Here is a 24,438-nt window from a genome sequence, read left to right on the forward strand (position 1 = left end):
GTAGAACAAAGTGCACACCTCCTATAGGGTTAAAATCGTTAGTTAAGATAATAATAATTTATTTACATTAAAAATACAAATGCTTTTGCCTAAGTCTTGTATAATAGATGAAATATGTTTGGAGGTGTGGGGATTGAAGAATCTAAAACAGGCGAATGAAATTTTAAAGACATCATTACTATTAGGACTCACATCATTTGGTGGTCCTGCCGCTCACATCGGCTATTTCCGTGAGGAGTATGTGAAGAAAAAGAAGTGGTTGGACGATAAGATGTATGCTGATATCGTCGCCTTGTGTCAGTTTCTACCGGGGCCGGCAAGTTCCCAAGTAGGCATTGCAATCGGGTTAATGCGAGGAGGATTGTTAGGAGGAATTTTGTCGTGGATCGGATTCACATTGCCATCCGTCCTGCTTCTTATGGGATTTGCTTGGCTAATTTCCTCTTCGGGATCATTCGATATTGGTTGGATAAAAGGATTGAAGATTGTTGCGGTCGCAGTAGTTGCTCATGCATTGCTTGGAATGGGCAAGTCGCTGACTCCCGACCGGACAAGAGTTTCAATTGCAATAGCCGCGGCGATTTTGACACTATTAATACCTACAGCTATTGGACAGATTGCTATTATCGCTGGAGCGGGACTGTTCGGCTATGGTCTTTACCGGAAAGAGGAGGCTCCGAGGCCGGCAGCTATCCATCTTTCATTTGGAAGGAAGACGGGTATTGCCGCATGGGCGATCTTCTTTATACTACTTGTCGGGATACCTGCATTACGAGCGTATTTCCACAACGTAACGATAGCTATCTTTGATACGTTCTATCGTGTTGGGTCCATCGTTTTTGGTGGTGGGCATGTCGTTTTGCCGATGCTTGAAAGGGAGATTGTTCCAGCGGGTTGGATGGGAGCAGAGACGTTTATCGCGGGATACGGTGCAGCACAAGCAGTGCCGGGGCCATTATTTACATTATCCGGCTATTTAGGACAGTTGATGAATGGACCATCGGGAGCGGCAGTTGCAGTAATCGCCATGTTTTTACCGTCATTTTTACTTGTAATTGGAACGTTGCCGTTTTGGTCGGCAATCCGCTCGAAGAAGGGAATTCAAGCTGCCCTTAAGGGAGTGAACGCGGGAGTTGTCGGCATTTTACTTGCAGCGCTCTATAACCCTGTTTTTACAAGTGCCATCTATCATCCGACAGATTTTGCAATTGCTTTGATTGCATTTGGGCTCTTGCAGTATTATAAATTATCTCCTTGGATAGTAGTTTTGGTAACGGCAATTTTAGGAGCATTATCACATATGATATTGGGATGAATAACGGACACATTATTTACATACAATTAAAAATGTGAAAATGTATTAGAATGAAACAATTGTTGAAAATGTATTGACAAATGGAAATTGGAAATGTAATGTAGAATTATTCGAAAGTCAAAATAGTAAGGGAGGTACGGGAAATGAAAAAAGTAAATCTTATCAAACAACAATTTCATAGGTCCGTGCCGCATTGTTTTTTATCTATCATTTGAAATGAAACAAGGGCGGCACATATAGCCGTTCCTTTATTATGAGCACACGCTTATCCATAGGAGGCGTGTGCTTTTTTGTCTTTTTTAGGCAATGAGTTCGTTGTTTTCACAGTTACTGTGATTGCATATAAAAAAAAGGAAAGGGGCGCTGATGATGAATGTCATGAATCAGCAACGGAAACTACTAAAAAAGGAATCTCTCGAAAGTGGATAGTTGATAGAGAAGAAGGAAGAAGGTTGAATAAATGTTTTCAGTTTTATTTAAATTAAAATGGTTTTTTAAAGAGAATCGCAAGAGGTATACTGTTGCGCTAATCTTATTAATGATGACGAATATACTTGTCATTTTGCCTCCATGGCTGATCGGTACGGCGATTGACACGATTTATACGCAATCGATGACGACGAAACTGCTTGCCCTTTTCATCGGGGCGATGTTTCTGATCATGCTTTTCTCGTATTTCGGAAACTTCGTATGGCAGTACCAGTTATTCGGCGGTGCTTATGTCATCGAACGGCAATTGAGAACGCGGCTGATGAGGCATTTCCTAAAGATGACCCCGACATTTTATGAAAAAAATAAGACAGGGGATCTGATGGCGCGCTCTACAAATGACTTGCGCGCAATTTCGGAAACTGCTGGTTTCGGTATTATGACGTTAGTCGATTCGACGATATATTTAGGGACGCTCATTATTACGATGGGATTTGTCGTCTCTTGGAAGTTGACCTTAGCGGCAATTATCCCGTTGCCTATCTTGGCTTTTATCCTCCAATACTTGGGGAAGAAAATCCATGAGAGGTATATGACCGCGCAACAGGCTTTCGGGGACTTGAATGATGAGGTCCTTGAAGCGGTTGCGGGTGTCCGTGTTGTCCGCGCCTACGTGCAGGAACGTGCTTCAGAGCAGCGATTTGCGGATATGACGGAAGATGTATATAAGAAAAATATGCATGTTGAAAAGATTGATGCGCTATTTATGCCGTTTTCAAAAACGCTTACCGCCTTGACGTATATGATTGGCCTTGGATATGGTGCGTTTTTAGTATCGACTGGTGAAATGACGTTAGGGAATCTTGTAACATTCAATGTGTATTTAGGAATGATTGTCTGGCCAATGTTTGCTATTGGTGAGCTGATCAACGTCTTACAACGTGGTAATGCTTCGCTTGACCGTGTCATGGAGACGTTGAATTACGAGGAAGACGTCAAGGATCCGGAAGAGCCTGCTGATGTGGATCGACCAGAAAGTGTCGGCTTCAATGACGTCAGCTTCACGTATCCGATGTCGCACTCGGTTAATTTGGATCATATCGAACTGAATTTGAACCGAGGGCAGACACTTGGAATTGTCGGGAAGACCGGAAGCGGGAAAACGACATTTGTCAAACAGCTATTGCGAGAATATCCGGCGGGAGACGGAGAAATCGTCTTTTCGGATGTTGCTCTGCAATCATTGAAGAAGGACCAAGTCCGTGATTGGATCGGATATGTGCCGCAAGACCATGTACTTTTCTCAAGGTCTGTACGGGATAATATCCTGTTCGGCCGGCCGGAAGCGACAGAAGACGATATTGCGGAATCCATCAGACTTTCACATTTTGAAAAGGATTTACAAATGCTGCCGTCCGGACTGGATACACTTGTCGGTGAAAAGGGTGTTGCATTATCGGGAGGACAGAAACAACGGATTTCAATTGCACGCGCTCTCGTAAAAAACCCTGAAATCCTTATATTAGATGACTCGCTATCCGCAGTCGATGCGAAAACGGAAGCGAAAATAATCGAGAACATCCAATCGGAACGTTCGGGCAAAACGACGATCATTACGACACACCGTCTATCTGCTATCCAACATGCGGATTGGATTATCGTTCTTGACGATGGGCGTGTCATTGAAGAAGGAAGACATGAAGATTTGCTTGCGAATAACGGATGGTATAAAGAGCAATTCGACCGCCAGCAGATTGGGGAGGTTGAATAATATGGGTACCGGAAAACGTTTGGTGCAGTATGCACTTGATTATAAAAAATTATTATTCACAGGGTTATTCCTATTAGCGATGGCGGTTGCCGCGGATTTGATGGGCCCGATGATCGCGAAAAAGATCATTGACGACCATATCGCGACATCAATTGATAAGTCGATTAATTTTACACCAATCGCCAAATTATTAGCCGTATTTTTCGGGCTTGCGTTAGTAACCGCGGTCCTAAGGTATTTCCAATATTTATTGTTACAAAAGGCGGCAAACAGGATCATCCAGAAAATGCGGAACGAGTTATACGGGCATATTCAAACATTGCCAATCCGCTATTTCGATAATTTGCCTGCGGGGAAAGTTGTAGCGCGGATTACAAATGACACGGAAGCGATCCGGAATTTATATGTGACGGTCGTGTCGCAATTTGCAATCAGCGGGATGTATATGCTTGGAATTTTCATCGCATTGTTTTATTTAGATCCGAAAATGGGGGCTATTACGCTTTTCGTCCTGCCGGTCCTATACGTTTGGATGAAGTTATATAGAAGGTTCGCTTCTAAGGTGAACCACATCATCCGAAGCAAAAACAGTGAAATGAATGCAATGATCAATGAATCCATCAACGGGATGACAATCATCCAGGCATTCCGCCGTGAAAAGCAGATGGATGGGGAATTCAATGAAATTAACGACGAGCATTATACGTATCAAAGCAAGCTTTTGAAAGTGGAAGCTGCGACATCACATAACCTTGTCGATATTATCCGTTCATTGGCGTTTGTGTTCCTGATCTGGTATTTTGGCGGGGCTTCGTTAGCAGCTGAGAGCGTCGTTTCAGTCGGTTTGCTTTACGCATTCGTCGACTATATTACAAGGTTGTTCAACCCGATTACAGGGGTTGTCAATCAGTTCGCGCGACTTGAGCATTCACTTGTAGCTGCTGAACGGGTCTTCGGATTGATGGACCGGCCTGGGGAGGCGGTCAGCGATGTGAAGATCGCACGTTACCGCGGGAATGTCCGATTTGAAGACGTGTGGTTCGCTTATAAGGATGAGGAATATGTATTGAAAGATATATCATTTGAAGCGAAGCAAGGGGAGACGGTGGCTCTTGTCGGTCATACCGGTTCCGGGAAGAGTTCCATCATGAACTTGTTGTTCCGTTTCTATGATGTATCGAAAGGGAAAATCACGATTGACGGCATGAATATTGGGGAAATGTCACGCCAGACAATCCGTGATCATATGGGAATCGTACTCCAAGATCCGTATTTATTCAGCGGGACGGTCGAGTCGAATATTAGCCTTGGCGATTCAAGGATTTCTCGGGAGAAAGTTCAGGAATCACTTGATGCGGTCGGTGGAGACCGGGTGTTGAAGCATTTGCCGGGTGGGATTGATGAGCCAGTCGTAGAGAAGGGGAGTACGCTTTCTTCCGGACAGCGGCAATTGATATCATTCGCACGTGCACTTGCGTTTGACCCGGCGATTTTAATCCTGGACGAAGCAACGTCCAATATCGATACGGAAACCGAGGAAATCATCCAGCACGCAATGGATGTGTTGAAGAAAGGGCGTACGACGTTCATCATCGCGCACCGTCTATCGACGATTAAGAATGCGGACCGGATATTGGTGCTGGACCGTGGGGAAATTGTTGAGCAAGGAAATCATGACGAATTGCTTGCGCTTGGCGGACAATATGCTCAGATGTATAAACTGCAAGCAGGGAATGGATTGAATGCGGGGTAAGTTTGTTGAGGGAAGGGACTTCTTAAATGGAGTCCCTTTTTGTGTTATTAAAGGCGGGGAGATTAAATGAAAACAGAATCGTGCTGCCAGACACGCATAAATTCCTTTGAAAACGCATAAATTCGGCCAAAAGCGCATAAATCCGGCCAGACACGCATAAATCCAGCCAGACACGCATAAATCCGGCCAGATGCGCATAAGTCCAGCCAGATGCGCATAAGTCCAGCCAGACACGCATAAATTTGGCCAGAAGCGCATAAGTCCAGCCAGACACGCATAAATCCACCCAGATACGCATAAATTCGGCCAAAAGCGCATAAAAAGTTTTTATGAGCTTTTTAGGGGATTTATGCGTCATTTATGATTTTTATGCGTCTAACGCTGGCATTTATGCTTCTTTTATTACATTTATGCGTATTTCGACTATTAATATAGCAATCCCTTTCTTAAGTCTTTGATTTTAATGAAAATTCCGTTGCGAAATGTTTCGTAAACACGTATATTTAGAGTATCGAAGTATTACATTGCGGAAAGTTGGAAATGTAGATGATACGCGTCGGTGAGTGGAAACGAAAATTCAATTCTTTCAATAGAAATGTAAGACTTTTTATAATTGGAAACGCGCTTCTCCAAGTGGGGATGGGTGTTTTCATGGTCATGTACAATTTATACATACGGGAGTTAGGGATGCCGGAAACGGTGAATGGAAAGGTTATTTCCATGTCTGCGATGGCATCGGCAATCATGCTTGTACCGGCTGGATTTTTAAGTGATAAATTCGGGCGGAAATGGATGATTGTAGGTGGGGCCCTACTTGCGGTGACTACATTATTCTATCGGGGAATTGCAGTTTCGGAGACTCCGATCATCACGGCTGCATTTTTAACGGGTTTATTCATGGCATTCGTCCAAGTATCGGGTATTCCGTTTCTTGCGGAAAATTCTTCACCATCTGAACGGGTTAAACTTTTCAGTGTCAACTTTGCCATCATTACGATTGCGAATGTCATCGGAAGTTTATCGGGCGGGATTATTACGGATGTGTTGGAAACTGTATTTAAGATCAGTGCAGCTGAAGCAATTAGATATTCCTTGATGGTAGGGGCAACCATATACACGATAGGTTTGATTCCTTTATTCAAACTGCAAGAAAAGCCAAAGAAAGAGGCAAAGGAGAAACCTGAACCGACTTCCAAGGAAGTTCCTTCGTTGGATGACAGCTTCAAGCGAAATCTGATTGTCATTTTCCATTTTTCTTTTGCGAGCCTGTTGATCGGCTTTGGTTCGGGATTGGTCGTTCCTTATTTGAACCTGTATTTCGCGAATCGTTTTGACGCGACGAATTCATATATTGGATTTGTTCTTTCGTTAGGGTCTGCGATGACGGCTGTGGCAGCAATGATTGGACCAGCACTATCAAGGAAAGTCGGCAAGGTGAAGGCGCTGATACTATTCCAAGCGCTATCGATCCCTTTCTTGTTATTGACGGCGTACACGACATCACTATGGTTGGCTTCGTTAGGATTCCTCCTAAGACAGGCGCTTATGAACGCGGGCAATCCGATACAAAGTGCGGTTGCGATGGAAGTTGTGTCGGATAAGTACAAAGGGCTTGCGAACTCCATGAATCAGATGGTGTTCAGCCTTGGATGGGCCCTGATGGGAACGGTGGCGACAGGACTTGTCGTCAATCATGGGAATTATTGGGGCTATGCTTACGCATTCACGATAACTGCGGGGCTTTATATTATTTCATGTACTTATTACTATTTTATTTTTGGAAGACGGAAGTTGGCGGGGGAATAAAAAAAGCGGAGAGTAGCTTTTAATGAAGCCACCCTCCGCTTTTCTTTATTGTCCTCTTTGGTACTGCGTTTCCTTCCAAGCGTTTTGCTCGTCTGGCACTCTGCTTTTATCCTCGAAGACATTTTCGGTTTTTTGATTTTGAATCTTAAGTTGATCCTTTTCTTTTTGCAATTGCTCAGGGGTTTTTTCGTTATCCTTTGCCATATACGTCGCCTCCTTATCGAGGGATAGTATGGTCGGAAAATTTCCCTTCATTCATACACATGGAATGTCATTAGTTCGTGAATCATCTTTTTGACCTTTTCTTCGTCGGAAGGTGTTTCTCCGGTCCAATTGATGGTACCGTCTGGCATGTAGTCACCTGTGTATCGTTGATTTTGATAAAAGAATGAGAATGTCCAGCCTGGTAAATTACCTCCGGCGAACATTGGTTTATAGCTGAAATGCTGTAGCATCGAATCTCTCCTTTCATAGATAAGCGCTCGTACGCATAAAGTGAAACAAAAGGTACGAAAGGGTGCTGACGTGTTTGTCGATAAATTAAAGCAAGCAATCGAGAGTGAATACAAGGACTATTATTTTTATAAGTCGATGTATGAGAAAACCGATGATGCGCTTTGGCGTGATTTCATCCAGCACGCATATGAGGATGAAAAAAGTCATTATGAGATGTTGCAACAAGTCTATTATATGATGACTGGAACGTTTGTAACAAATCCCAAGAAGCCGATTCCTTGTTATAATTTTAAGCAATGTGTGAAGCAGGCGCTTGTGGATGAGTTGGATTCGGTAGAGACATATAAGGAGTTGTTGTTGACGGTTCCTTTTCAGCAGGCGTATAATCCGATTTTTATTGCGATGCATGATGAGATGGAGCATGCGATTCGGATGTCGACGATTTATAATTCATTGAAGTGATTGAAGACACGAGACCATCTTTTTTGATGCTCCCGTGTTTTTTTATATTTAATTAATAAAGTAAAGTTGCTTTCCGTTCCGGCGCTCGCTTTCCGCGGGCATGGCTTCAGCCTCCTCACTTCGCTACGCTTCGTTGCGGGGTCTTCAGCTCATGCTATTCCCGCAGGAGTCGAGCGCCTCCACTCCAAGCAGTAGTATTCAATTTAATAGTTAAATTCCTGTCGAAAGTAACTAACAGCCTTCAACATCCTTGGGCCGTACCAGAACATTTCTCCATCTACAAGAAGTGGTTTTGTTTTGGCCATCATCTCCAGGAACTCCTTGAGATGTTTTTCTTTATAGGGGAAGGGCTCTGAGGCCAGGAATACATAGTCCAAGTTTGCTTTTTGGAAGTCTTCGGCTGAAACGGTGGGATATCTGCCTTCAGCGTCGATGAAAGGGTTGATGTAGCCCATTTTTTCCAATAGCGAGTTGATGTATGTATTTTTCCCGACGACCATATACGGTTTTCGCCAAATGACGTAGGCGATGCGCTTTTCGTGAGTCTTTGGCAATGAATCGAATTGTTGTTGAATGGAGCTGACTAATTTGGCAGCGGCCTCTTTTCGATCTGTCAAATCACCCATGTCGTCAATCATCTGAAAAGCTTCGTCCACAGTTTGCACTTCCGCTACGTAGACGGGGAAGTGTTTTTCTAATTCTTCCACGATTTCTTTCGTATTCTCTTCTTTTTCAACAAAGATTAAATCGGGTTTCACGTCTTTGATTGCCTCAAGCTTTATGTCCTTTGTTCCTGCAACGGCGGGGATGCGTTCAACGATTCCTTTTGGATGAATACAAAAACGAGTCCTGCCGACAATTTTTTCTTCCAATCCAAGTGAAAGTAACGTGTCCGTAATGCCTGGACATAATGAGACAATCCGATTTGGCGGGAATTGATAAGTGACACTTCTACCGACCCGATCGATTACTGTTTTATTCAAAGTTGGATCATTTCCCTTCAGTAAAAAATGTACTTGCTTCCTTTGCTACGGTTTCAGGTGTTTTTACGGATAAGGGCTCGCCTTGTAAAAAGTTGAACACGTTCATATCGCTTGTCTCAAGCATCCCGATTGTCATGCGGGGAACGAGGCGGAAATGGACTTGTTCCGCGGCATGTTTTTTCACGGGTATATGCAAGACTGCATTGAAGCTTTCCACTCCTTGTTTTTTGAAATAAAGGAAGAAACGAAGCATGCTTTTTGCAAGGTCCTTATAGTTTTCACTTCTAATTTCCTCGAAAGCAGCGGCCTCGGAAACTCCGATAAAATCATAATGGCTTTTCGGGGCATAGGAATGTAGCCAACTAATTGACCCTTGCTCACCGATCCAGCGTTCTCCAAGATTGCGTTCTTCTGAAACAAGGGACGTTAAGAAGTTCACTCCCTCTTTTTCACAGAAGGAATGGCTATTCGTCGTGATGGCAGACTGATAATTTGTCGGCCGTTCCGAAGCTAACACGTGGATATGTGGGTGCAAGATGCTTCCTCCTGAAGGAGGCAAGTAGTTCCAGTTGATGGAGACATATTCTGTTTGATCGTCAAACTCCAATACCTTTTCAATATACTGATGGGCGGCTTTAAATGAATTCGCAATGAGCTCTTCCGTAAATTCTTCGAGTTTCACATAATGCTGATTGGACATTCTGACGACCGCATTATGCTTGCTGTATGGAAATAGATTCGGGAATACAATGGCTTCATTTCCATAAAACCGGCCGCCTTCTACTAACTCATCGGGAAAGCGTGGGGTAATCTTGGAGACGTTTTCAGCACAGAAAGGACATTTTCCCCCTTCCGTCTCCTTCGCAATCTTGGAATAATCCTTCGGGATGAACGGTGCACCGGGGTCAAAAATAATCCGTGACGTTTCCCCGGTCAATGGGTCGAACCGAATTTCTGTCTTTCGGTCTATCAACTTCCCGTCTTGCATCGGGTCATGGAATGTAAAGAACTCCTCATGTTTTCGAAATGAAATTGGCATAGTCTTGCTCCCCCTTTAAAATGCTCTTTCTTTCATTGTATCGTTGATTGACAGAAAAGTCAGCCGCATGTGTCGCCTCAATTTGTTAGTATGTGGTAAAATAGATTATAGAATTATTTGTCTACTTAATGAATATTAGATAGGGGAAAAGTGAATATGTTTAAATCGGCGACACTTTATACGAATAACATAAAAGCGTTAAAACGGTTTTATGGCAATGTACTGGAATTGGATATTACAGATTCTGCATCAGAACAGTTCACTGTCAGAATCGGAGAGTCCAATCTGACATTCAAGCATACGGACCAACCTGCCTTCTACCATTTTGCAATCAATATTCCAGGCAACCAGTTTTCAATGATGAAGTATTGGATAACAGACCGTATCACATTGAATCGGGAAGAAGGGCGGGATGAAGTATACTTCCCAAGCTTCGATGCGGATTCAATGTATTTCGAGGATCCGGCAGGGAATATCGTTGAATTAATTGGGAGAAGAAAACGCGACTTGTTCGGTGATCTGACGAAAGAATCCTTCCTTAATATAAGCGAGATTAGCATGACAACCCCTCATGTTGTTGAGGTGGGGGATCAGCTACAAGACCTTGGGATTCCGCTACGGAATGGAACCGAAGTAAACCCGGACGAGTTGAACTTTCTTGGGCGTGGAGACACATTCATAGTCCTCGTTCCACCTGGACGCAAGTGGTACTTTTCGAAAAAGAATGCTGAAACATTCCCGCTTGAAATGACTTGGAATGGTGAAGTTATTAAATTGGATCAGGAAGGAAAACTGAACCCTTGATGAATATGAAAATGGTCAACAAGGGGGTAGTTTAGGTTGCAATGAGTAGTGGAAAGGCTGGTGACGGTTATTAAACGTTCTTTTTTTCCATTCATTTACCTAATTATCATAGGATTGGCTGCGTTAAAAAGTTTCTCCTTAATATTTAATCAAGGGGAAGGGGAGCAAGTCGGTGGTTTTGTAGACCCATTATGGTTCGATATTCTTATGTTTGTTTTTATGACAGTTTCGCATTCCTTTCCGTTCCTTATTGTAATGGGGTTAATCCATATATTTTATCGGTTGCATAAAAAGGGGGAAATTCAGTTATGGAAGAAGAACATTTGAGTGGTAAGAAAAAATTCGACGAGAAAAAATTGATGTTGAGAGAAGCAGGCTTTGTAGTATTGGTAATAATACTCTTTCTTCAATACTTTAAATTTGCAGCTTACTTGTCGAATGAATTCTTTTTTAATAGTTATTTTATGAGCTATCTTGTCTTATTTTTGGGGATTCCTTTATGTTACTTTGCAGCGAAATATTTGGTGAAGGTGATTAAGAAAATAATATGAAGGATTGAATTAAGTTTGCGGTGAACAAGAGGACGGTTGTAATAACAGTTGGCAGAATCAGGGGGAGATTTAATGTTTCCTACATTAGAGACAGATAGGCTACTATTACGAGAATTAACAAATGAGGATGCAGAAGGTGTTTTTGCTTGTTTTTCAAACGACGATGTAACACGTTTTTATGGACAAGAAACATTAAAAAGTATTGAAGAAGCTAAAAAAATCGTGGATTTCTTCTCGAAAAGCTATATTGAAAAAAGAGGCATACGATGGGGAATTGAGCGAAAAGAAACCAAAGGGATAATTGGAACAATTGGCTTTAACAATTGGTTGTCAAAACATAAACGAGCTGAAATTGGTTATGAAATTCACCCGGATCACTGGAAAAAGGGATATACCTCAGAAGCTGTTTCTGAAGTTCTTTCCTATGGCTTCGATGTTATGGGTTTGACTCGCATAGGTGCAGTCGTATTTATTGAAAATGAAGCCTCTAATAAATTACTTGAAAAAGTAGGCTTTCAAAAAGAAGGAGTTCTAAGAAATTATATGTACCAGGATGGAAAAGCATATAATACAAACGTTTATTCCCTTATAAAAGAATAGTATTTAACAATTGGGCGCAAACGGCATAGTGACGGCGCCCGTTTTTCATATAATGGCCGGTTTGGTTATGAAATGAACGGTTTGCTGAATATTCCTTTCATTGAAACAAAAGGTTGTTGCACTCCGTCTAACATATAAAGCTAATAAGGAGACGGTAGATTTGAAGAAATTAAGTATAATGGCGAGCATTCTTTTCTTGGCTGCTTGTTCAGTGGAAACAATAAAGGATGAAAGAGCGAAAATAGAAACAAACGTCGTGGAAGTTTCCGGTACAGTAGTTCATCAGCAACCGAAAGAAGCTGAAGAACAGGAGTATATCAAAATATTAAAAGATGAGGCCCCGAAACTTTGGAGTGACGCAGATGTTCAACTTTGGAAGTATATGATGGACTATTCCCTTGCTGAAGAATTGGGGTATAAGCAAGAAATTACAAATTGGAGAAAATTTGAGGGTGAATTTGATAAATCGCTATCATCACAGAATCAAACTTGGGAAAATCCAGGAAAGCTCCTTTTAGCATTCATGACTGATGTAGAAGTTAGCAATTTCTTAGGTCAAGGTGTTTGGGAGGTCAATTCACGAATCGAATTTTTGGATGAGAATAATGCGGTAGGTTATATCATGAGTTTTGGACTTTTTGATGATTCTACTGCTGGAAGTGATATCAAATTAAAGATGAAAAAAGAGAATGGATTTTGGTATATAGAATCTGCTGAAGAACGAGACCATTGTTCAAGGGGGATTGGTGAAAAAAGCGGGTTCTGTCTATAAATTCCACTAAGCTCAATTTGGGGATGTGTGAAATGGAAAGGAAGTATAGTAAGTACTCCGTAATCCTGATTGTCGTTGGGATCTTTATTGCGTATATGATTTTTCCTCCCGTCAATATAACTTTCGGAAAGTGGTCTATGGTAGCCATACCGATTGGTTTTGCCATCTACTTAACTGGTGTAATTCTAAGCGGTGATAACGATCCTTTTAGCGGTGATAACCATTTTATTGGTTGAAAATCGGGCAACTTTCATGGGTTTATACTTTTAATGGGGGGAAGTATTTGAAAAGATTCGCTTGGGCAACAGCAATTACTTTATTTGGTTTAATCGTTGCATCCATTGGTTTTATTTACATTAGTAATCCCATGGTTATAGATGGAAGTCATTCGACTCATGAAGATGTGAGCGGAGAAAAAGATATTGTAATCCATTTTTACAACAAGGGAATTAGTAGGCTATTAGTGAAGGAAGTATTAATAAATAAACATGGTAACAGTATTGTGGAATTAGGGGTAAGCTATGACACTTCCCAAATTGTTCAATGTGGGACGGATAACAAACTCATCGTGTTTGGAGAACTAAATAGTGAGTACGTTAATCCAAGGATACCAAGCGAGGAAATACCAAGTATGATCAACAAAAAAGAAAATACCCCTATCCACTATGGAATTCGAATAAAGGACTATGAGGAACCAATTGAATCCATCACTATTACGTACAAGTATTTAGGATTCCCTGTCACCAAAGAAATAACTTTTGTTAATGGACTTTAATGAATTATCTAAGGGGGAAATTCTTCTATGCAACATATTTTACTAAGCGAAACAATGAATAAACCAGCAACAGACGAAGAAATCAAAAATGTCGAACAAACTCTTGGCAGAAAATTGCCTTCTGATTTCCTACAACTGTTGAAGATTGCAAATGGAGGAATAGTCAAAGACACATACCAAGCTTTTCCTGTGGACTTTTCTATCGAAAGTGGAGATCAGTTTATTGTGATAGAAGAAATCATGGGGGCTAATGAAGAAGGACTAATGATGAGCAATTATTTTATAAAGGAGTGGGATCTACCCGAAGAACTTGTCTTATTCTCGGGCAGTGGTCACGCCTGGGTCGGGTTTAACTATAAAAATCGGGAATTCCCAAGTGTAGTCTACGTAGAACCAGATGATGGTAATGGGAACAATTTTCATGTGATTGCTGACACTTTTACCGAGTTCGTCAGCAAGTTGACGGCTGCAGAATGAGGAAGTTAAATAATCGATGGTAATAAAAAGCGTGTAATTCAGGTTTTTTAGTAAAGCGAACCAAGTAAATCTATGGGGGAATGAAATGAGTCCAATTGTTAATATTTTTATTTTTGTTTTAGTAGTAATACCATTGTTGATCTATTCAGCTTATCTGATTGTTGTAATGTTAAAGAACACTGATTCAGGAAAGAAGTATATTTTGTTCGGAATACAAGTTTCATTGATTGGTGGAATATTAGTGCTCGATGACAATATAGACTTTAATGGATATGAGTATAGTATTGTTATTTTAGGTTTAATTCTTTCCATGGTAGGGATGAGTAAGAATAAATGATTCACTTAAAACACCAGAATAAAGAAAAGCAAAAAAGAGCCACGACGCTTCTCTTTTTTGCTTTTCTCTATGTGAGAGCTAAAAAATAAAAAAATCAGGGGTCAAACTTATGGCGGCATCCGTCTAATCTATGAAAGGAGCTGGAGTTCGAATTGGAAATAAATAAGCAAGATCTTTCAAATGCAGACGAAACAAGTCAACTTGCTGATTCTGATGAAATACTTTTGAATTATTTAATGCGAGAATACGCCACCAAACTTAAGAGAATTGCTTATCTTTATACGAATGACCATTCAGAATGTGAAGATATCATTCAAGAAGTCTTTGTCAGTTGCTATCGGAACCTGTCCAAGTTTAGAAACGAATCGAATTATGAAACTTGGTTAACCCGAATCACTATCAATAAGTGTAAAGACCATCTACGTCTTTGGAGAATAAAAAACCTTATTTACATGCCATTGAAGCAACCTATAAAGACAGAAGGTTCAGCAGAGGAACAATTTATACATAGCGAGAATTCACAAGAAATATTACAACAAATTTCGTTGCTTTCTCATAAGTTCAAGGAAGTTTTGATTTTGTACTACTTCAATGAGATGACGATGCAGGAAATAAGTGAAACACTTGGCATTAATCACAATACGGTTAAGTCTCGTTTGTTACGGGGCAAAAATGCACTTCTGAAAAATTTGGAAGGGAGCAATTATAGTGGAACGCTTTGATAAGGAATTAAAAAAAGAAGTGGATGATTTCCTAAAGAATAATATCCATTTTACACATGAAGAGGGCGAACGAATACGAGAGCGAATTGTGCCAAAAAAGAAAAGTGCCTTGAGATTCAACCCTGTGTATTGGACTGTTTTAGCGGCAGCTGCAAGCTTATTCATCTTCATTACCATTTCCTTCATTAATAGACCGAATGAGATGTCCGTAGGAAATACCTCCATAGAGGGGGATGAGCTTATCTTCTATGGCGAAGGAGCACATTGGAATGTTAAGTATGTTTACAATCCGGAAATGTATGAAGAAAAAAAGGTGAATTGGGTTGAAATTGAATTGCGGGATTCAGAACTAACAAAGGAAGATTTAAATAGTATTGACATTAAGTTTGAAAGTAGAGATGGAGTAATTACAGGAAATGTAGGAGGAATGGTAACAAAAATCCAGGATAACGTTGTTTCATTTTTAGTTGGTACCGTTAATTTAGAAACATTTAAAGCGGATAAATATAAAATCACGATAAGATTCAATGATCAAGAAGATGTCATAAAGTTGAAGTTCAAGTCGAAAGAATTTGTCTCTAAAACAATCTTTGAAGCGGAAACGATAATCCAGCAGTATATCAAGTATTTGAATTCAAAAGAATGGGATGAATTTATTGGACTCTTTAATTTTGATAATGAAGGTAAAGAAGAATTGTTATCCTTTTTTAAAGACAGTAAAGCAAAGTCAGAAAAACAAGGAATTCATGAAATTGAGAACGTCAAGCTTGTGAGTATGTCATTGACAAATGACCCTGAATTTATATCCAAGGGTGATTATGTATATGATGTTATCTTAAATATGAAGGTTCATGATAACTCTGAGTACTATATGAATGGAGATACTCATAATATTTTTGTTTTCAATAAAACAGGCAGTGGTCTTAAAATAGAAAACGTTTATTTTAAAGGGTTGGCTTATAAAGATTCAACCGTTACGGATGACGCTGAAACAACCGATGTAAAGGATTTAACCCTTGTATTAGAGCAATCCGGCGGGGAAGATATCCACCTGAAAATTGAGAAGCTTCCTGTTTTATTCGCATATTTAAATCAAAGTGACGATCCGGAATTAGAAATGGGCAGAATGCAAAGTACCTTTATACTTACACATCAAGACAAGGATTACTTTTTAGTGAGCTATAATTGTGGTGTGAAGCTTTGCGATCAACTTTTGGTAGAGCATAGTAGTAAAGATGAAGTTCAGTCAATTTTGGTATCAGAATCGAGCAACTTTCAAGAGGTAAAGCAAAATGGGGATCATTTGGTGCTTCTATTTGGGAGGAACGAGGGGGGTGCAGTGATGAGAAATCAGGTCGTACTGTTGAACTTAAAGGAGTTCATAAAAGTCTCGCCGCCTCCGCAACTTGAAGTACTGGAATCCTTTGGATATCCCATTACACGTATTGAGTGGAAGGATAATGATTTACAGGTAAACATCGCAGATATAGATGACCCTACTTTTGAAAATATTATAGAATGGAATAAAAGTGATGGAGAGCCGCCAATTCGGGAATTGCTGTGGGAATTCAAATAGTCGATAACAGGTGAAGACGAGCAGATTTATGTATCTGTAAGTTTTCACCTTTTTTTATCGCCGACGTGTCAGATTTTTCTATTTACAAAATAAATTAAACCAGATACTATTATGTCATACGATATATCGTGATACATAATATCTTTGAAAAGGAGGGCAAGTTTTGACATATACAGGTGGGCCGATGACAGAAGCGATGTACTATGTACTTCTTGCATTATTGAATCCAAACCACGGTTATCAATTAATGCATTCAATTAGTGAAGTTTCTGACGGGAGAATAAAAATGGGACCAGGAACACTATATGGGGTCCTTTCGCGCATGCAAAAAGACGGTCTTATTTCTTTGGCAGAAGAGGATGGTAGAAGAAAAACATATGAGATTACGAAAGAAGGAAAAATTGCCTTACGGGTGGAGTACAATCGTCTGAAGGCTCAAATCGCTGACGGTATTATAATTGAAGAAGGTGAGATTGAAAATGGGGAAGTCGATTTACAAAGTTCGACCGAGTGATTATTGGCGGATCGGGGAGCATGAAAACTGGTTTGAAGAGATGGCTGCAGAAGGTCTTCATTTAAAAAAGTTAGGGAAAGTGTTCGCTACATTCGAAAAAGGCGAACCGAAACAAATGAAATATAGAATCGACATTTCAATCGATCGGAAAATTTCAGAGGATCAGTTGGATATGTATGCGGAAAGTGAATGGGAGTATGTAACACGGGATAAATTCTTTTACGTTTTTTCTTCACCAGTGGAGTTAAACGCACCAGAACTACATACAGATTCCGCAGAACAATCCTATACGATAGAAAAACTGGACAACAAAATAGCGGGCAATGCCTTTTTCACGGGTGTGGCAACAATCCTTATGATTGGAATGCTGAGTGCGATTTGGTTTTTGGAGGGAACACCGGTTTATGTTCTAATAGAAGGTTGGGCAATTCAACAAACCATTCTTGCAGCTTTCATCGGTTATACGGCTTACACATCGCTTCGGGCGTCTATCTCCATTCGCGGATTACGTAAGAATCTCTTGGAAGGAAAGCCAATTAACCGCCACGCATCTTGGACAAAGCGCGATCGCCGACGTTCTGCTTTTGCCGTGGTTTTTGCGATTGTTATCGGATTAAGTGCAGTGATCCCTATCGTTCAACTCGCGAAAAATAAGACCGAAACATTGCCTGAAGAGAATATTGACTTGCCCATTGTCAGATTGGCGGACATTGAGCAAAATCCAGATCTAATTCGTGATGGGCCTGTATATATGGATGATGGAGTAGACTGGGGCAATCGATATACTTTTAAATGGGGGCCATTTGCTCCAGTGCAATACGAGACTAATGAAGGCGGACTTGTACCAGGAAAAATGTGGAGCGATGGTAGTGGACGATATTCACCAAGTGTACATACAAAAGTCTATCAGTTAACGATTCCCGCGATGGCTGACAGTCTCATAACTGACTTGATGAAGTGGTATCAGTATGAAGAAGATAAAGAAGATTACGTGGAGATGAACCATCATAATCTTGACCGGCTAATTGTCTATGAAGAAGCGGATATGAAGAAAATATTTGCTTCCAAAGGAAAAGGAGTCATCTTTGTCCTTTATTATGGAGATGCAGATACGAATACGATTGTGGATGAGATTGAGAAAGAATTGTTCCGATTGAATTAATACGATATAACTTTCATTATATCGTCTTGTTAAGGCGGAGAAAGTATTAATGAGTTGAGAATGAAGATTCCCATTAAAGATAAGTAAGCCATGCAACCTCCTGTAACTAAAATCGTCGAAATAGTAGAATAAGTAGAAAAGTTGGTGTGAAATTATGAAGGTCCTTGTCTTAGGTGCAAGTGGTTTTCTTGGTGGTCATGTTTATCATAATCTATTAAAAGATAATCGATTCAAGGAGGTAGTGGGGACAAGTAAATCATCAGAAATAGAAGAATTATATACTATTGATATTAATGATGAGAAAATGTTTGGCGAATTTTACAGGAAATATAACCCGGATTTTGTCATTTGGGCTGTGATGAGTACTGATAACGAAGAGACATTAATACATACGGGTTTAAAACAACTGTTAAATATGATGGATACAAAAACAAAGTTGATATACGTTTCTACGGATGGAATATTTTCAAGCGGGGAAGGTTGTTTTGATGAACATGCTGCACCATCTTATCTTGAAACGCATAACCCGTTATCAGGATATACGAATGCTAAATTAGACGGTGAAAAAATGATTCAGAAAGAACATCAAAATTATATTGTTCTTCGAACTGGCCCATTGTATGGCCTGGCTCTTAATGGGAATTGGGATTCAAGAGTATTGGCTCTACAATCTGCTTTGACAGCTAATAAGCCTTATAAAAGAGCCGATAATCTCTTTAAAACATTTGTTCATGTAGAAGACCTTGCCCATGCGATAATTGAACTGTTGTCCATTGACTACACAGGATTTTTGCATGTTGGTCCAAAAAACAAAGAAAGCTATTATACCTTTTCCCTAAAGATGGCTGAAAAATTAAAACTAAATAATACGTTTATTGAATTAGATAGGATTCCGATAAAAGAAGCTTTGAAAAGGGGAGTTTCATTAGATACATCCTTAAACACTGCCAAATGCAGTTCTTTGTTAAAAACAAAGTTTAGAGACGTATGATTATTTTCTCGATACCGGTTCAGTTACACTCTATCAAATTTCAATGCGAACTTTTGCATTTGGAATGAAAAGTCAGGAGAAAAACTATGGGGGAAAAACAGTTTTTTGCTTACCATCTTGTAACAAGGAATAAAATGAACCTTGGTCAAATCATCCATTTCGATGACAATCAAAAAAACACATTATACCGCTTCTTCTTTGAAAAGGAGATAGTGAATTCCAAGGGCAAAGATTATATTCACATACTTCACAGCAATTACACGAGTGAGGGTCTGACCCTAACCAAAGAAGATGCCGATGTGGCTATTAGGTCTATCGGACAAACAAGTAGGGCCATTCGGGAAGTTATAGTTGAAATGGTTCGGCTTGAGGAATTCCCCGAATATCCTTCTCGGTTATCCTGCCTATACGCAGCGAAAAGTTATGAGGATGTCCTTAAGTGGAAGCAAGTTTTCGATTCATTCAATCGAAAGGTTTTGCAGATTGTTAAACTTAAAGTAAATGGAAGCTATTTCGAGGGGGATGGTGATCTCTTGCCCAAAGAAGACGGCGTTCCTTTCTCAAAAAAAATCGAGCAAGCAAGGGAATATTGGAATGGCAATGGTAACAACAACAACAACCTTCCAGAGCTGTTGATAAACGGGAAAATCGAGGTAGTGGAAATTATTGATGAGTTTTATGAATGAAATATAGATCTTTCTGGCCGATTGCTATTATCTGTAATCGGCTTTTATTTTAATTGTAAAGTGTCCCTATAATAAGTAGATCCGTTGATTGAAGCGAAAGGCGGCGACTCCTGCGAACACCGTCACGAAGAACGGTGTTTGTGAGCAAAAGCGAAGCGTTGCGAACAGGAATGTCAAACCGGATGCCTTAATTTCTGCAAAACCACGCAGAAATACGGCAAATCGAACTCTTCGTGGTTCGATTGGCTGAAGCCAAGCCCGCGGAAAGCGTCCGCCTGAAGCGCAAATCAACAGTATTGTTTAGGAACCACATCGAATACTTTTTCCAAATGATCACATTCTGTTATAATTGGAACCGAACGAATTGGAAATAAGGTGAAGCGATTGAATTTTATATGGACACTGCTATTCATGGCCGTTATCGGAGCAATAATCGGAGGATTTACAAATCACCTTGCGATTAAAATGCTATTTAGGCCCCATGAAGCAAAATATATCGGAAAATGGCGGCTGCCTTTCACACCCGGCCTCATCCCAAAACGCCGGGATGAACTCGCCGTACAATTAGGAAAAACCGTCACAAACTATTTAGTAACACCGGATATGTTCCGGAACAAACTACTCACACCTGAAAATGAAAAAAAGGCGGAGGCATTCCTTCAAAACAAGATTGAGGAACAAGTTCTTCATTCGGACAAGACATTGAACGATTGGTTGCAATTGGCGGGGGTTTCTAACCTGCCTCAAACCGTCGAGAAAAAAATCGAGGCAATCATTGAAACGCAGCTCACGAATGTACGCACCAAGTTGATGACGGGTACAATTGAAGAAGTCGTTCCAAAGGCTTGGCAGGAACAAGTGAAGGAAAAAATCCCAACCGTTACATCCTATATCCTTAATCGCGCGGAGCAATATATTGACTCCCCCGAAGGAAAAGTGATGTTCCAAAAAATGATCAATGACTTCTTGGAGTCGAAAGGTACATTTGGTGGCGTCTTAGGTATGTTCTTCGGTGACTCAAATTCACTCGTTGAGAAAGTGCAAAAGGAAGCGCTGAAATTCATCAATGCTCCAGGCACTTACACCCTTCTCCACTCATTGATTGACAAAGAATTCACTAAGCTCCAAAAACGCCCGACGGCTGAATTGCTATCCGATTTCAACTGGGAGGGACTGTTCGCTTCGGTTAAAGCATATGCTAAAAAGGAACTTGCGCTTGAACATAGATTGGATAAAACAATTCAAGACTATTGGCCACAAGGTTCTATTTGGACGTCTGAAAACTTGACGCCAAAACTTATCGACTTCGGTTTTAAACAAGCGGAAAAGCAGCTTGAGTTGTCGTTGAAAAAGTTGAAACTTGATGAAATCGTCAAAGAGCAAGTCGATACGTTCCCTGTTGCGGTCCTTGAAGACCTTGTCCTTGGCATTTCAAGAAGAGAGTTTAAAATGATTACCGTGCTTGGTGCTCTATTAGGCGGTATAATTGGGATTGTTCAAGGTTTGATCGTTCTTTTAACAAATTTATAATTGGGGGAATTAATGATGACTGTTAATATTTATGATGACTTAAACAAATTGGAAGCGACACTTCGTAAGACCAATGAATTTGCTCAAGTGCAACAAGCGATTGAAGCTGTAAAGAATGATGAGCAGGCATTGGAACTGTTCAAGAGCTTCCGTAAAATCCAAATGACGCTTCAGGAAAAGCAAATGCAAGGTGAGGAAATTGCGGGCGAAGAATTAGAATACGCACAAAAAACAGCTCAACTTGCACAGCAAAATGAAAAAATCATGCAAATGCTGCAAGCTGAAATGGGATTGAGCGGATTAATCGAAGAAGTGAACCGCGTATTGATGAAACCTGTTCAAGATATGTATGAGAAAATGCAATGAAAAACCGGCTAAGCCGGTTTTTTTATGTTATATTTTATTTAATAAAAATAGAAGATGGAGTTAAATATGCAAAAGATTATAGTAGATAAACCTTTCGAACAAGATTGGATACGGATGTTCACGCATCTTGCCAACCTATTCTTTGAGCAATCAAAAGTAATCGATGATCCTGCTGAAGAGGGTCTTCATATCGATATTTCCGTAATAGAGGATGCGGACGGATTCTTGCATGGTAACGCAACCCTTAAACAAGACGACAATGTATACAGCGCAACATTCACTGAGCAAAAGACGAATGATGGATCTGAAACTGAAAGCCGTCAGCTGAAAAGGATATATTCACATGTCTTCCTTGAAGTCTTGGAGCAATTTACCGGCATGAAACAGTCATGGGGAATCCTCACTGGAATCCGGCCGACGAAGCTATATCATAAATACCGTCAAATGGGCCATGATCGTGAAACGGTCAAGCAACTTTTAATGGACAAGCATCGTATTTCAGAAGAGAAAAGTGAGCTTTTGGAAACGATTGAACGCGTCCAACTTGGAGCTATTCCCGACTTGCACGACCTGCGAAATGAAGTGAGTATCTATATCGGTATACCGTTTTGTCCGACGAAATGCGCGTATTGCACGTTCCCGGCGTATGCGATTCATCGAAAAAACGGCCGTGTTGAATCGTTCCTTGACGGGTTGCATGAAGAAATCCGTGAGATAGGGAAATGGTTAACGAAACGTGATATTAAAATAACGACTATCTATTTTGGCGGAGGAACACCGACTTCAATTGAGGCGGATGAGATGGACGCCCTCTATCAGACGATGTATGATTCATTCCCCTATATGAAAGAAGTCCGGGAAGTGACGGTTGAAGCGGGCCGTCCGGATACGATTACGCCTGAGAAAATTGAAGTGCTGAAAAAATGGGGAATCGACCGTATCAGCGTGAACCCGCAGTCATACACGGATGAAACGTTGAAAGCGATCGGGCGGCATCATTCCGTCCAGGAAACAATTGACAAGTTTTGGCTGTCCCGAAATATGGGCTTGAAAAACATCAATATGGATTTAATAATCGGCCTTCCGAACGAAGGGCTTGAGGAATTCCAGCATTCATTGGATGAAACCGAGAAAATGCAGCCTGAATCGTTGACTGTCCATACGCTTTCATTCAAAAGGGCATCCGAAATGACACGGAATAAAAATAAATATAAAGTGGCGGACCGGAAAACGGTGGAGCAGATGATGCAATTGGGCGAAGAGTGGACGAAGCAAAATGGCTATGTGCCTTATTATTTGTACCGCCAAAAAAATATCCTTGGAAACTTGGAGAATGTCGGCTACGCAAAACCGGGTGAAGAGAGCTTGTACAATATTATCATCATGGAAGAAGTACAGACGATTATCGGCATTGGCTGCGGGGCTTCAAGTAAGTTCATGGAACCGGCAACCGGTAAAATCACTCAGTTCCAAAACCCGAAAGATCCAGCTGCATATATTTTGACATTCGAGGAGTATATCGATAAGAAGATCGAGCATTTGGAGAGAATTTTCCCAAAAGCTGTTATAGCGGAATAATTTATGTAGATTAAGCCTTGGCATTTCGACTGCCAAGGCTTTTCTTTTAAAAAGAAGGAGTTACACGACTTTCATCGAATAGTAAGTAATGAATGACTATTCATTTTGAAGGAGTGTAACGATATGTATTCTACAATTGAACTGACGAAAGAAGGCAGGCTTGCGCGATTGAAGTTGAATCGACCTACTGCTATGAATGCAATGGATGACGTGATGATGAAGGAATTGGCGGATGCTTTTGAAGCATTAAAATCGGATACGGAAGCTCAAGTGCTGATCATTCAAGGGGCAGGAAATGTATTTTCTGCAGGAGGAGATATTAAGAAAATGGTCGATCCCGATTCGCCGATGGATATCGGGAAAATTATGGTCGACGTTTCGCGACTTGCGAAAGGGCTTTATGAGTTGCCGCAAATTTCAATTGCCGCCATCCATGGTGCATCAGCTGGACTTGGCTTAAGCATGGCGCTTGGCTGTGATGTCATTCTTGCGGAGGAAAATAGCAAACTGGCGATGAATTTCATAGGTATTGGACTTGTGCCAGACGGCGCCGGCCATTTCTTCTTGAAAGAAAGAATCGGAGTTCCGAGGGCGAAGCAACTAATTTGGGCAGGAGAAGTGCTGACCGGACAAGCTGCGAAGGAACAAGGTCTTGTCGATCAGCTCGTTCCAGATGGCACTATTGGTCAATCTGCAGAAGCGCTTGCGGCGAAATTCCTATCGGCGCCAATTGCAGCGATGCTCGCTTCTAAGAAAATCTTACATGAACAGAAGATCGGCGAATTAGAAAATGTCTTACGCATGGAAAGTGAACAGCAGGTTGCAATGCGCAAGACAGAAGATCATATGGAAGGCATAACGGCATTTGTAGAAAAACGCAAACCTGTATTTCAAGGCAAATAGAATCTTGCAAACTGTTGCTCGTCAACGACGAAAATGTATAGTCTAAGTTTAACTTCCATTTTTAGCGGGTATTCAAGAAG

Annotated in this window: 29 protein-coding genes; 24 read left to right on the forward strand and 5 right to left on the reverse strand. The window is 40.8% G+C overall.

Annotation, left to right across the window (positions count from 1 at the left end; genetic code table 11):
* Nucleotides 1–133: 133 nt before the first annotated feature.
* The 4 genes from chrA (at nucleotide 134) to NSQ43_RS06580 (ending at nucleotide 5,268) form a co-directional block, all read left to right on the forward strand.
* Complete coding sequence (gene chrA, locus NSQ43_RS06565; RefSeq protein WP_339254076.1) at nucleotides 134–1,315, forward strand: chromate efflux transporter; 1,182 nt, start codon at nucleotides 134–136, stop codon at nucleotides 1,313–1,315.
* Between the two features lie 290 nt (nucleotides 1,316–1,605).
* Nucleotides 1,606–1,800, forward strand: coding sequence for a hypothetical protein (locus NSQ43_RS06570; protein WP_339254078.1), 195 nt, complete (start codon nucleotides 1,606–1,608; stop codon nucleotides 1,798–1,800).
* On the forward strand, nucleotides 1,776–3,515 hold the full coding sequence (locus NSQ43_RS06575) for an ABC transporter ATP-binding protein (RefSeq protein WP_339254080.1): 1,740 nt from the start codon (nucleotides 1,776–1,778) through the stop codon (nucleotides 3,513–3,515). Before NSQ43_RS06570 ends, NSQ43_RS06575 begins: the two co-directional genes overlap by 25 nt.
* A 1-nt stretch (nucleotide 3,516) precedes the next feature.
* On the forward strand, nucleotides 3,517–5,268 hold the full coding sequence (locus tag NSQ43_RS06580; protein ID WP_339254082.1) for an ABC transporter ATP-binding protein: 1,752 nt from the start codon (nucleotides 3,517–3,519) through the stop codon (nucleotides 5,266–5,268).
* A gap of 22 nt (nucleotides 5,269–5,290) precedes the next feature.
* Here the strand turns inward: NSQ43_RS06580 and NSQ43_RS06585 are convergent, their stop codons facing one another.
* Nucleotides 5,291–5,542 (reverse strand): hypothetical protein, encoded by a 252-nt coding sequence (locus NSQ43_RS06585; RefSeq protein WP_339254084.1) that lies wholly within the window; start codon nucleotides 5,540–5,542, stop codon nucleotides 5,291–5,293.
* A gap of 272 nt (nucleotides 5,543–5,814) precedes the next feature.
* On the opposite strand from NSQ43_RS06585, the gene NSQ43_RS06590 reads away from it, so the two are divergent.
* Nucleotides 5,815–7,074 (forward strand): MFS transporter, encoded by a 1,260-nt coding sequence (locus NSQ43_RS06590; RefSeq protein ID WP_339254086.1) that lies wholly within the window; start codon nucleotides 5,815–5,817, stop codon nucleotides 7,072–7,074.
* A 45-nt stretch (nucleotides 7,075–7,119) separates the two neighbouring features.
* Here NSQ43_RS06590 and NSQ43_RS06595 read toward each other — a convergent pair whose 3' ends face one another.
* Together NSQ43_RS06595 and NSQ43_RS06600 are read right to left on the reverse strand one after the other, a co-directional pair.
* On the reverse strand, nucleotides 7,120–7,278 hold the full coding sequence (locus NSQ43_RS06595) for a hypothetical protein (protein WP_339254088.1): 159 nt from the start codon (nucleotides 7,276–7,278) through the stop codon (nucleotides 7,120–7,122).
* A gap of 47 nt (nucleotides 7,279–7,325) precedes the next feature.
* On the reverse strand, nucleotides 7,326–7,529 hold the full coding sequence (locus NSQ43_RS06600) for a YheE family protein (protein WP_339254089.1): 204 nt from the start codon (nucleotides 7,527–7,529) through the stop codon (nucleotides 7,326–7,328).
* 70 nt (nucleotides 7,530–7,599) lie between these two features.
* Here NSQ43_RS06600 and NSQ43_RS06605 point away from each other — a divergent pair, with 70 nt between their 5' ends.
* The gene (locus NSQ43_RS06605) at nucleotides 7,600–7,992 is read left to right on the forward strand and encodes a ferritin-like domain-containing protein (protein WP_339254091.1); all 393 of its coding nucleotides are present in this window, start codon (nucleotides 7,600–7,602) and stop codon (nucleotides 7,990–7,992) included.
* A 203-nt stretch (nucleotides 7,993–8,195) separates the two neighbouring features.
* Here NSQ43_RS06605 and NSQ43_RS06610 read toward each other — a convergent pair whose 3' ends face one another.
* Entirely contained in the window at nucleotides 8,196–8,975 is a 780-nt protein-coding gene (locus NSQ43_RS06610) for a helical backbone metal receptor (protein WP_339254093.1), read from the reverse strand.
* A gap of 7 nt (nucleotides 8,976–8,982) precedes the next feature.
* The gene (locus tag NSQ43_RS06615; RefSeq protein WP_339254095.1) at nucleotides 8,983–10,014 is read right to left on the reverse strand and encodes a hypothetical protein; all 1,032 of its coding nucleotides are present in this window, start codon (nucleotides 10,012–10,014) and stop codon (nucleotides 8,983–8,985) included.
* A gap of 156 nt (nucleotides 10,015–10,170) precedes the next feature.
* On the opposite strand from NSQ43_RS06615, the gene NSQ43_RS06620 reads away from it, so the two are divergent.
* The 18 genes from NSQ43_RS06620 (at nucleotide 10,171) to NSQ43_RS06705 (ending at nucleotide 24,358) form a co-directional block, all read left to right on the forward strand.
* A complete protein-coding gene (locus NSQ43_RS06620) occupies nucleotides 10,171–10,818 on the forward strand; it encodes a glyoxalase (protein ID WP_339254097.1) in 648 nt (215 codons plus the stop codon).
* Between the two features lie 308 nt (nucleotides 10,819–11,126).
* On the forward strand, nucleotides 11,127–11,369 hold the full coding sequence (locus tag NSQ43_RS06625; protein WP_339254099.1) for a hypothetical protein: 243 nt from the start codon (nucleotides 11,127–11,129) through the stop codon (nucleotides 11,367–11,369).
* Nucleotides 11,370–11,441: 72 nt separating this feature from the next.
* Complete coding sequence (locus NSQ43_RS06630; protein ID WP_339254101.1) at nucleotides 11,442–11,969, forward strand: GNAT family N-acetyltransferase; 528 nt, start codon at nucleotides 11,442–11,444, stop codon at nucleotides 11,967–11,969.
* Nucleotides 11,970–12,129: 160 nt separating this feature from the next.
* Complete coding sequence (locus tag NSQ43_RS06635; protein ID WP_339254103.1) at nucleotides 12,130–12,741, forward strand: hypothetical protein; 612 nt, start codon at nucleotides 12,130–12,132, stop codon at nucleotides 12,739–12,741.
* Nucleotides 12,742–12,773: 32 nt separating this feature from the next.
* Nucleotides 12,774–12,977, forward strand: a complete 204-nt coding sequence (locus NSQ43_RS06640) for a hypothetical protein (RefSeq protein WP_339254105.1) — start codon at nucleotides 12,774–12,776, stop codon at nucleotides 12,975–12,977.
* A 47-nt stretch (nucleotides 12,978–13,024) separates the two neighbouring features.
* Nucleotides 13,025–13,516 (forward strand): hypothetical protein, encoded by a 492-nt coding sequence (locus NSQ43_RS06645; RefSeq protein WP_339254107.1) that lies wholly within the window; start codon nucleotides 13,025–13,027, stop codon nucleotides 13,514–13,516.
* Nucleotides 13,517–13,543: 27 nt separating this feature from the next.
* Nucleotides 13,544–13,993 carry an SMI1/KNR4 family protein gene (locus NSQ43_RS06650; RefSeq protein ID WP_339254108.1) on the forward strand — a complete coding sequence of 150 codons (450 nt, stop codon included), beginning with the start codon at nucleotides 13,544–13,546 and terminating at the stop codon, nucleotides 13,991–13,993.
* An 85-nt stretch (nucleotides 13,994–14,078) separates the two neighbouring features.
* Nucleotides 14,079–14,330 (forward strand): hypothetical protein, encoded by a 252-nt coding sequence (locus NSQ43_RS06655; RefSeq protein ID WP_339254110.1) that lies wholly within the window; start codon nucleotides 14,079–14,081, stop codon nucleotides 14,328–14,330.
* Nucleotides 14,331–14,482: 152 nt separating this feature from the next.
* Nucleotides 14,483–15,052 carry a sigma-70 family RNA polymerase sigma factor gene (locus NSQ43_RS06660; protein ID WP_339254112.1) on the forward strand — a complete coding sequence of 190 codons (570 nt, stop codon included), beginning with the start codon at nucleotides 14,483–14,485 and terminating at the stop codon, nucleotides 15,050–15,052.
* Nucleotides 15,039–16,628, forward strand: coding sequence for a hypothetical protein (locus NSQ43_RS06665; RefSeq protein WP_339254114.1), 1,590 nt, complete (start codon nucleotides 15,039–15,041; stop codon nucleotides 16,626–16,628). Before NSQ43_RS06660 ends, NSQ43_RS06665 begins: the two co-directional genes overlap by 14 nt.
* A 163-nt stretch (nucleotides 16,629–16,791) precedes the next feature.
* On the forward strand, nucleotides 16,792–17,142 hold the full coding sequence (locus NSQ43_RS06670) for a PadR family transcriptional regulator (RefSeq protein WP_339254116.1): 351 nt from the start codon (nucleotides 16,792–16,794) through the stop codon (nucleotides 17,140–17,142).
* Nucleotides 17,108–18,304, forward strand: coding sequence for a DUF2812 domain-containing protein (locus NSQ43_RS06675; protein ID WP_339254118.1), 1,197 nt, complete (start codon nucleotides 17,108–17,110; stop codon nucleotides 18,302–18,304). Before NSQ43_RS06670 ends, NSQ43_RS06675 begins: the two co-directional genes overlap by 35 nt.
* 154 nt (nucleotides 18,305–18,458) lie before the next feature.
* Nucleotides 18,459–19,295 carry a sugar nucleotide-binding protein gene (locus NSQ43_RS06680; RefSeq protein WP_339254120.1) on the forward strand — a complete coding sequence of 279 codons (837 nt, stop codon included), beginning with the start codon at nucleotides 18,459–18,461 and terminating at the stop codon, nucleotides 19,293–19,295.
* Nucleotides 19,296–19,381: 86 nt separating this feature from the next.
* A complete protein-coding gene (locus NSQ43_RS06685; RefSeq protein ID WP_339254122.1) occupies nucleotides 19,382–19,981 on the forward strand; it encodes a DUF2441 domain-containing protein in 600 nt (199 codons plus the stop codon).
* 375 nt (nucleotides 19,982–20,356) lie between these two features.
* Nucleotides 20,357–21,511, forward strand: a complete 1,155-nt coding sequence (locus NSQ43_RS06690; RefSeq protein ID WP_339254124.1) for a DUF445 family protein — start codon at nucleotides 20,357–20,359, stop codon at nucleotides 21,509–21,511.
* 15 nt (nucleotides 21,512–21,526) lie between these two features.
* Complete coding sequence (locus NSQ43_RS06695) at nucleotides 21,527–21,877, forward strand: YlbF family regulator (protein WP_339254126.1); 351 nt, start codon at nucleotides 21,527–21,529, stop codon at nucleotides 21,875–21,877.
* Nucleotides 21,878–21,943: 66 nt separating this feature from the next.
* Nucleotides 21,944–23,455, forward strand: a complete 1,512-nt coding sequence (locus NSQ43_RS06700; RefSeq protein ID WP_339254128.1) for a coproporphyrinogen III oxidase — start codon at nucleotides 21,944–21,946, stop codon at nucleotides 23,453–23,455.
* A 123-nt stretch (nucleotides 23,456–23,578) separates the two neighbouring features.
* Entirely contained in the window at nucleotides 23,579–24,358 is a 780-nt protein-coding gene (locus tag NSQ43_RS06705) for an enoyl-CoA hydratase (RefSeq protein ID WP_339254130.1), read from the forward strand.
* Nucleotides 24,359–24,438: the final 80 nt, after the last annotated feature.

Origin of the sequence: Sporosarcina sp. FSL W8-0480, assembly GCF_037963765.1 — a bacterium.
Taxonomy (GTDB): domain Bacteria; phylum Bacillota; class Bacilli; order Bacillales_A; family Planococcaceae; genus Sporosarcina.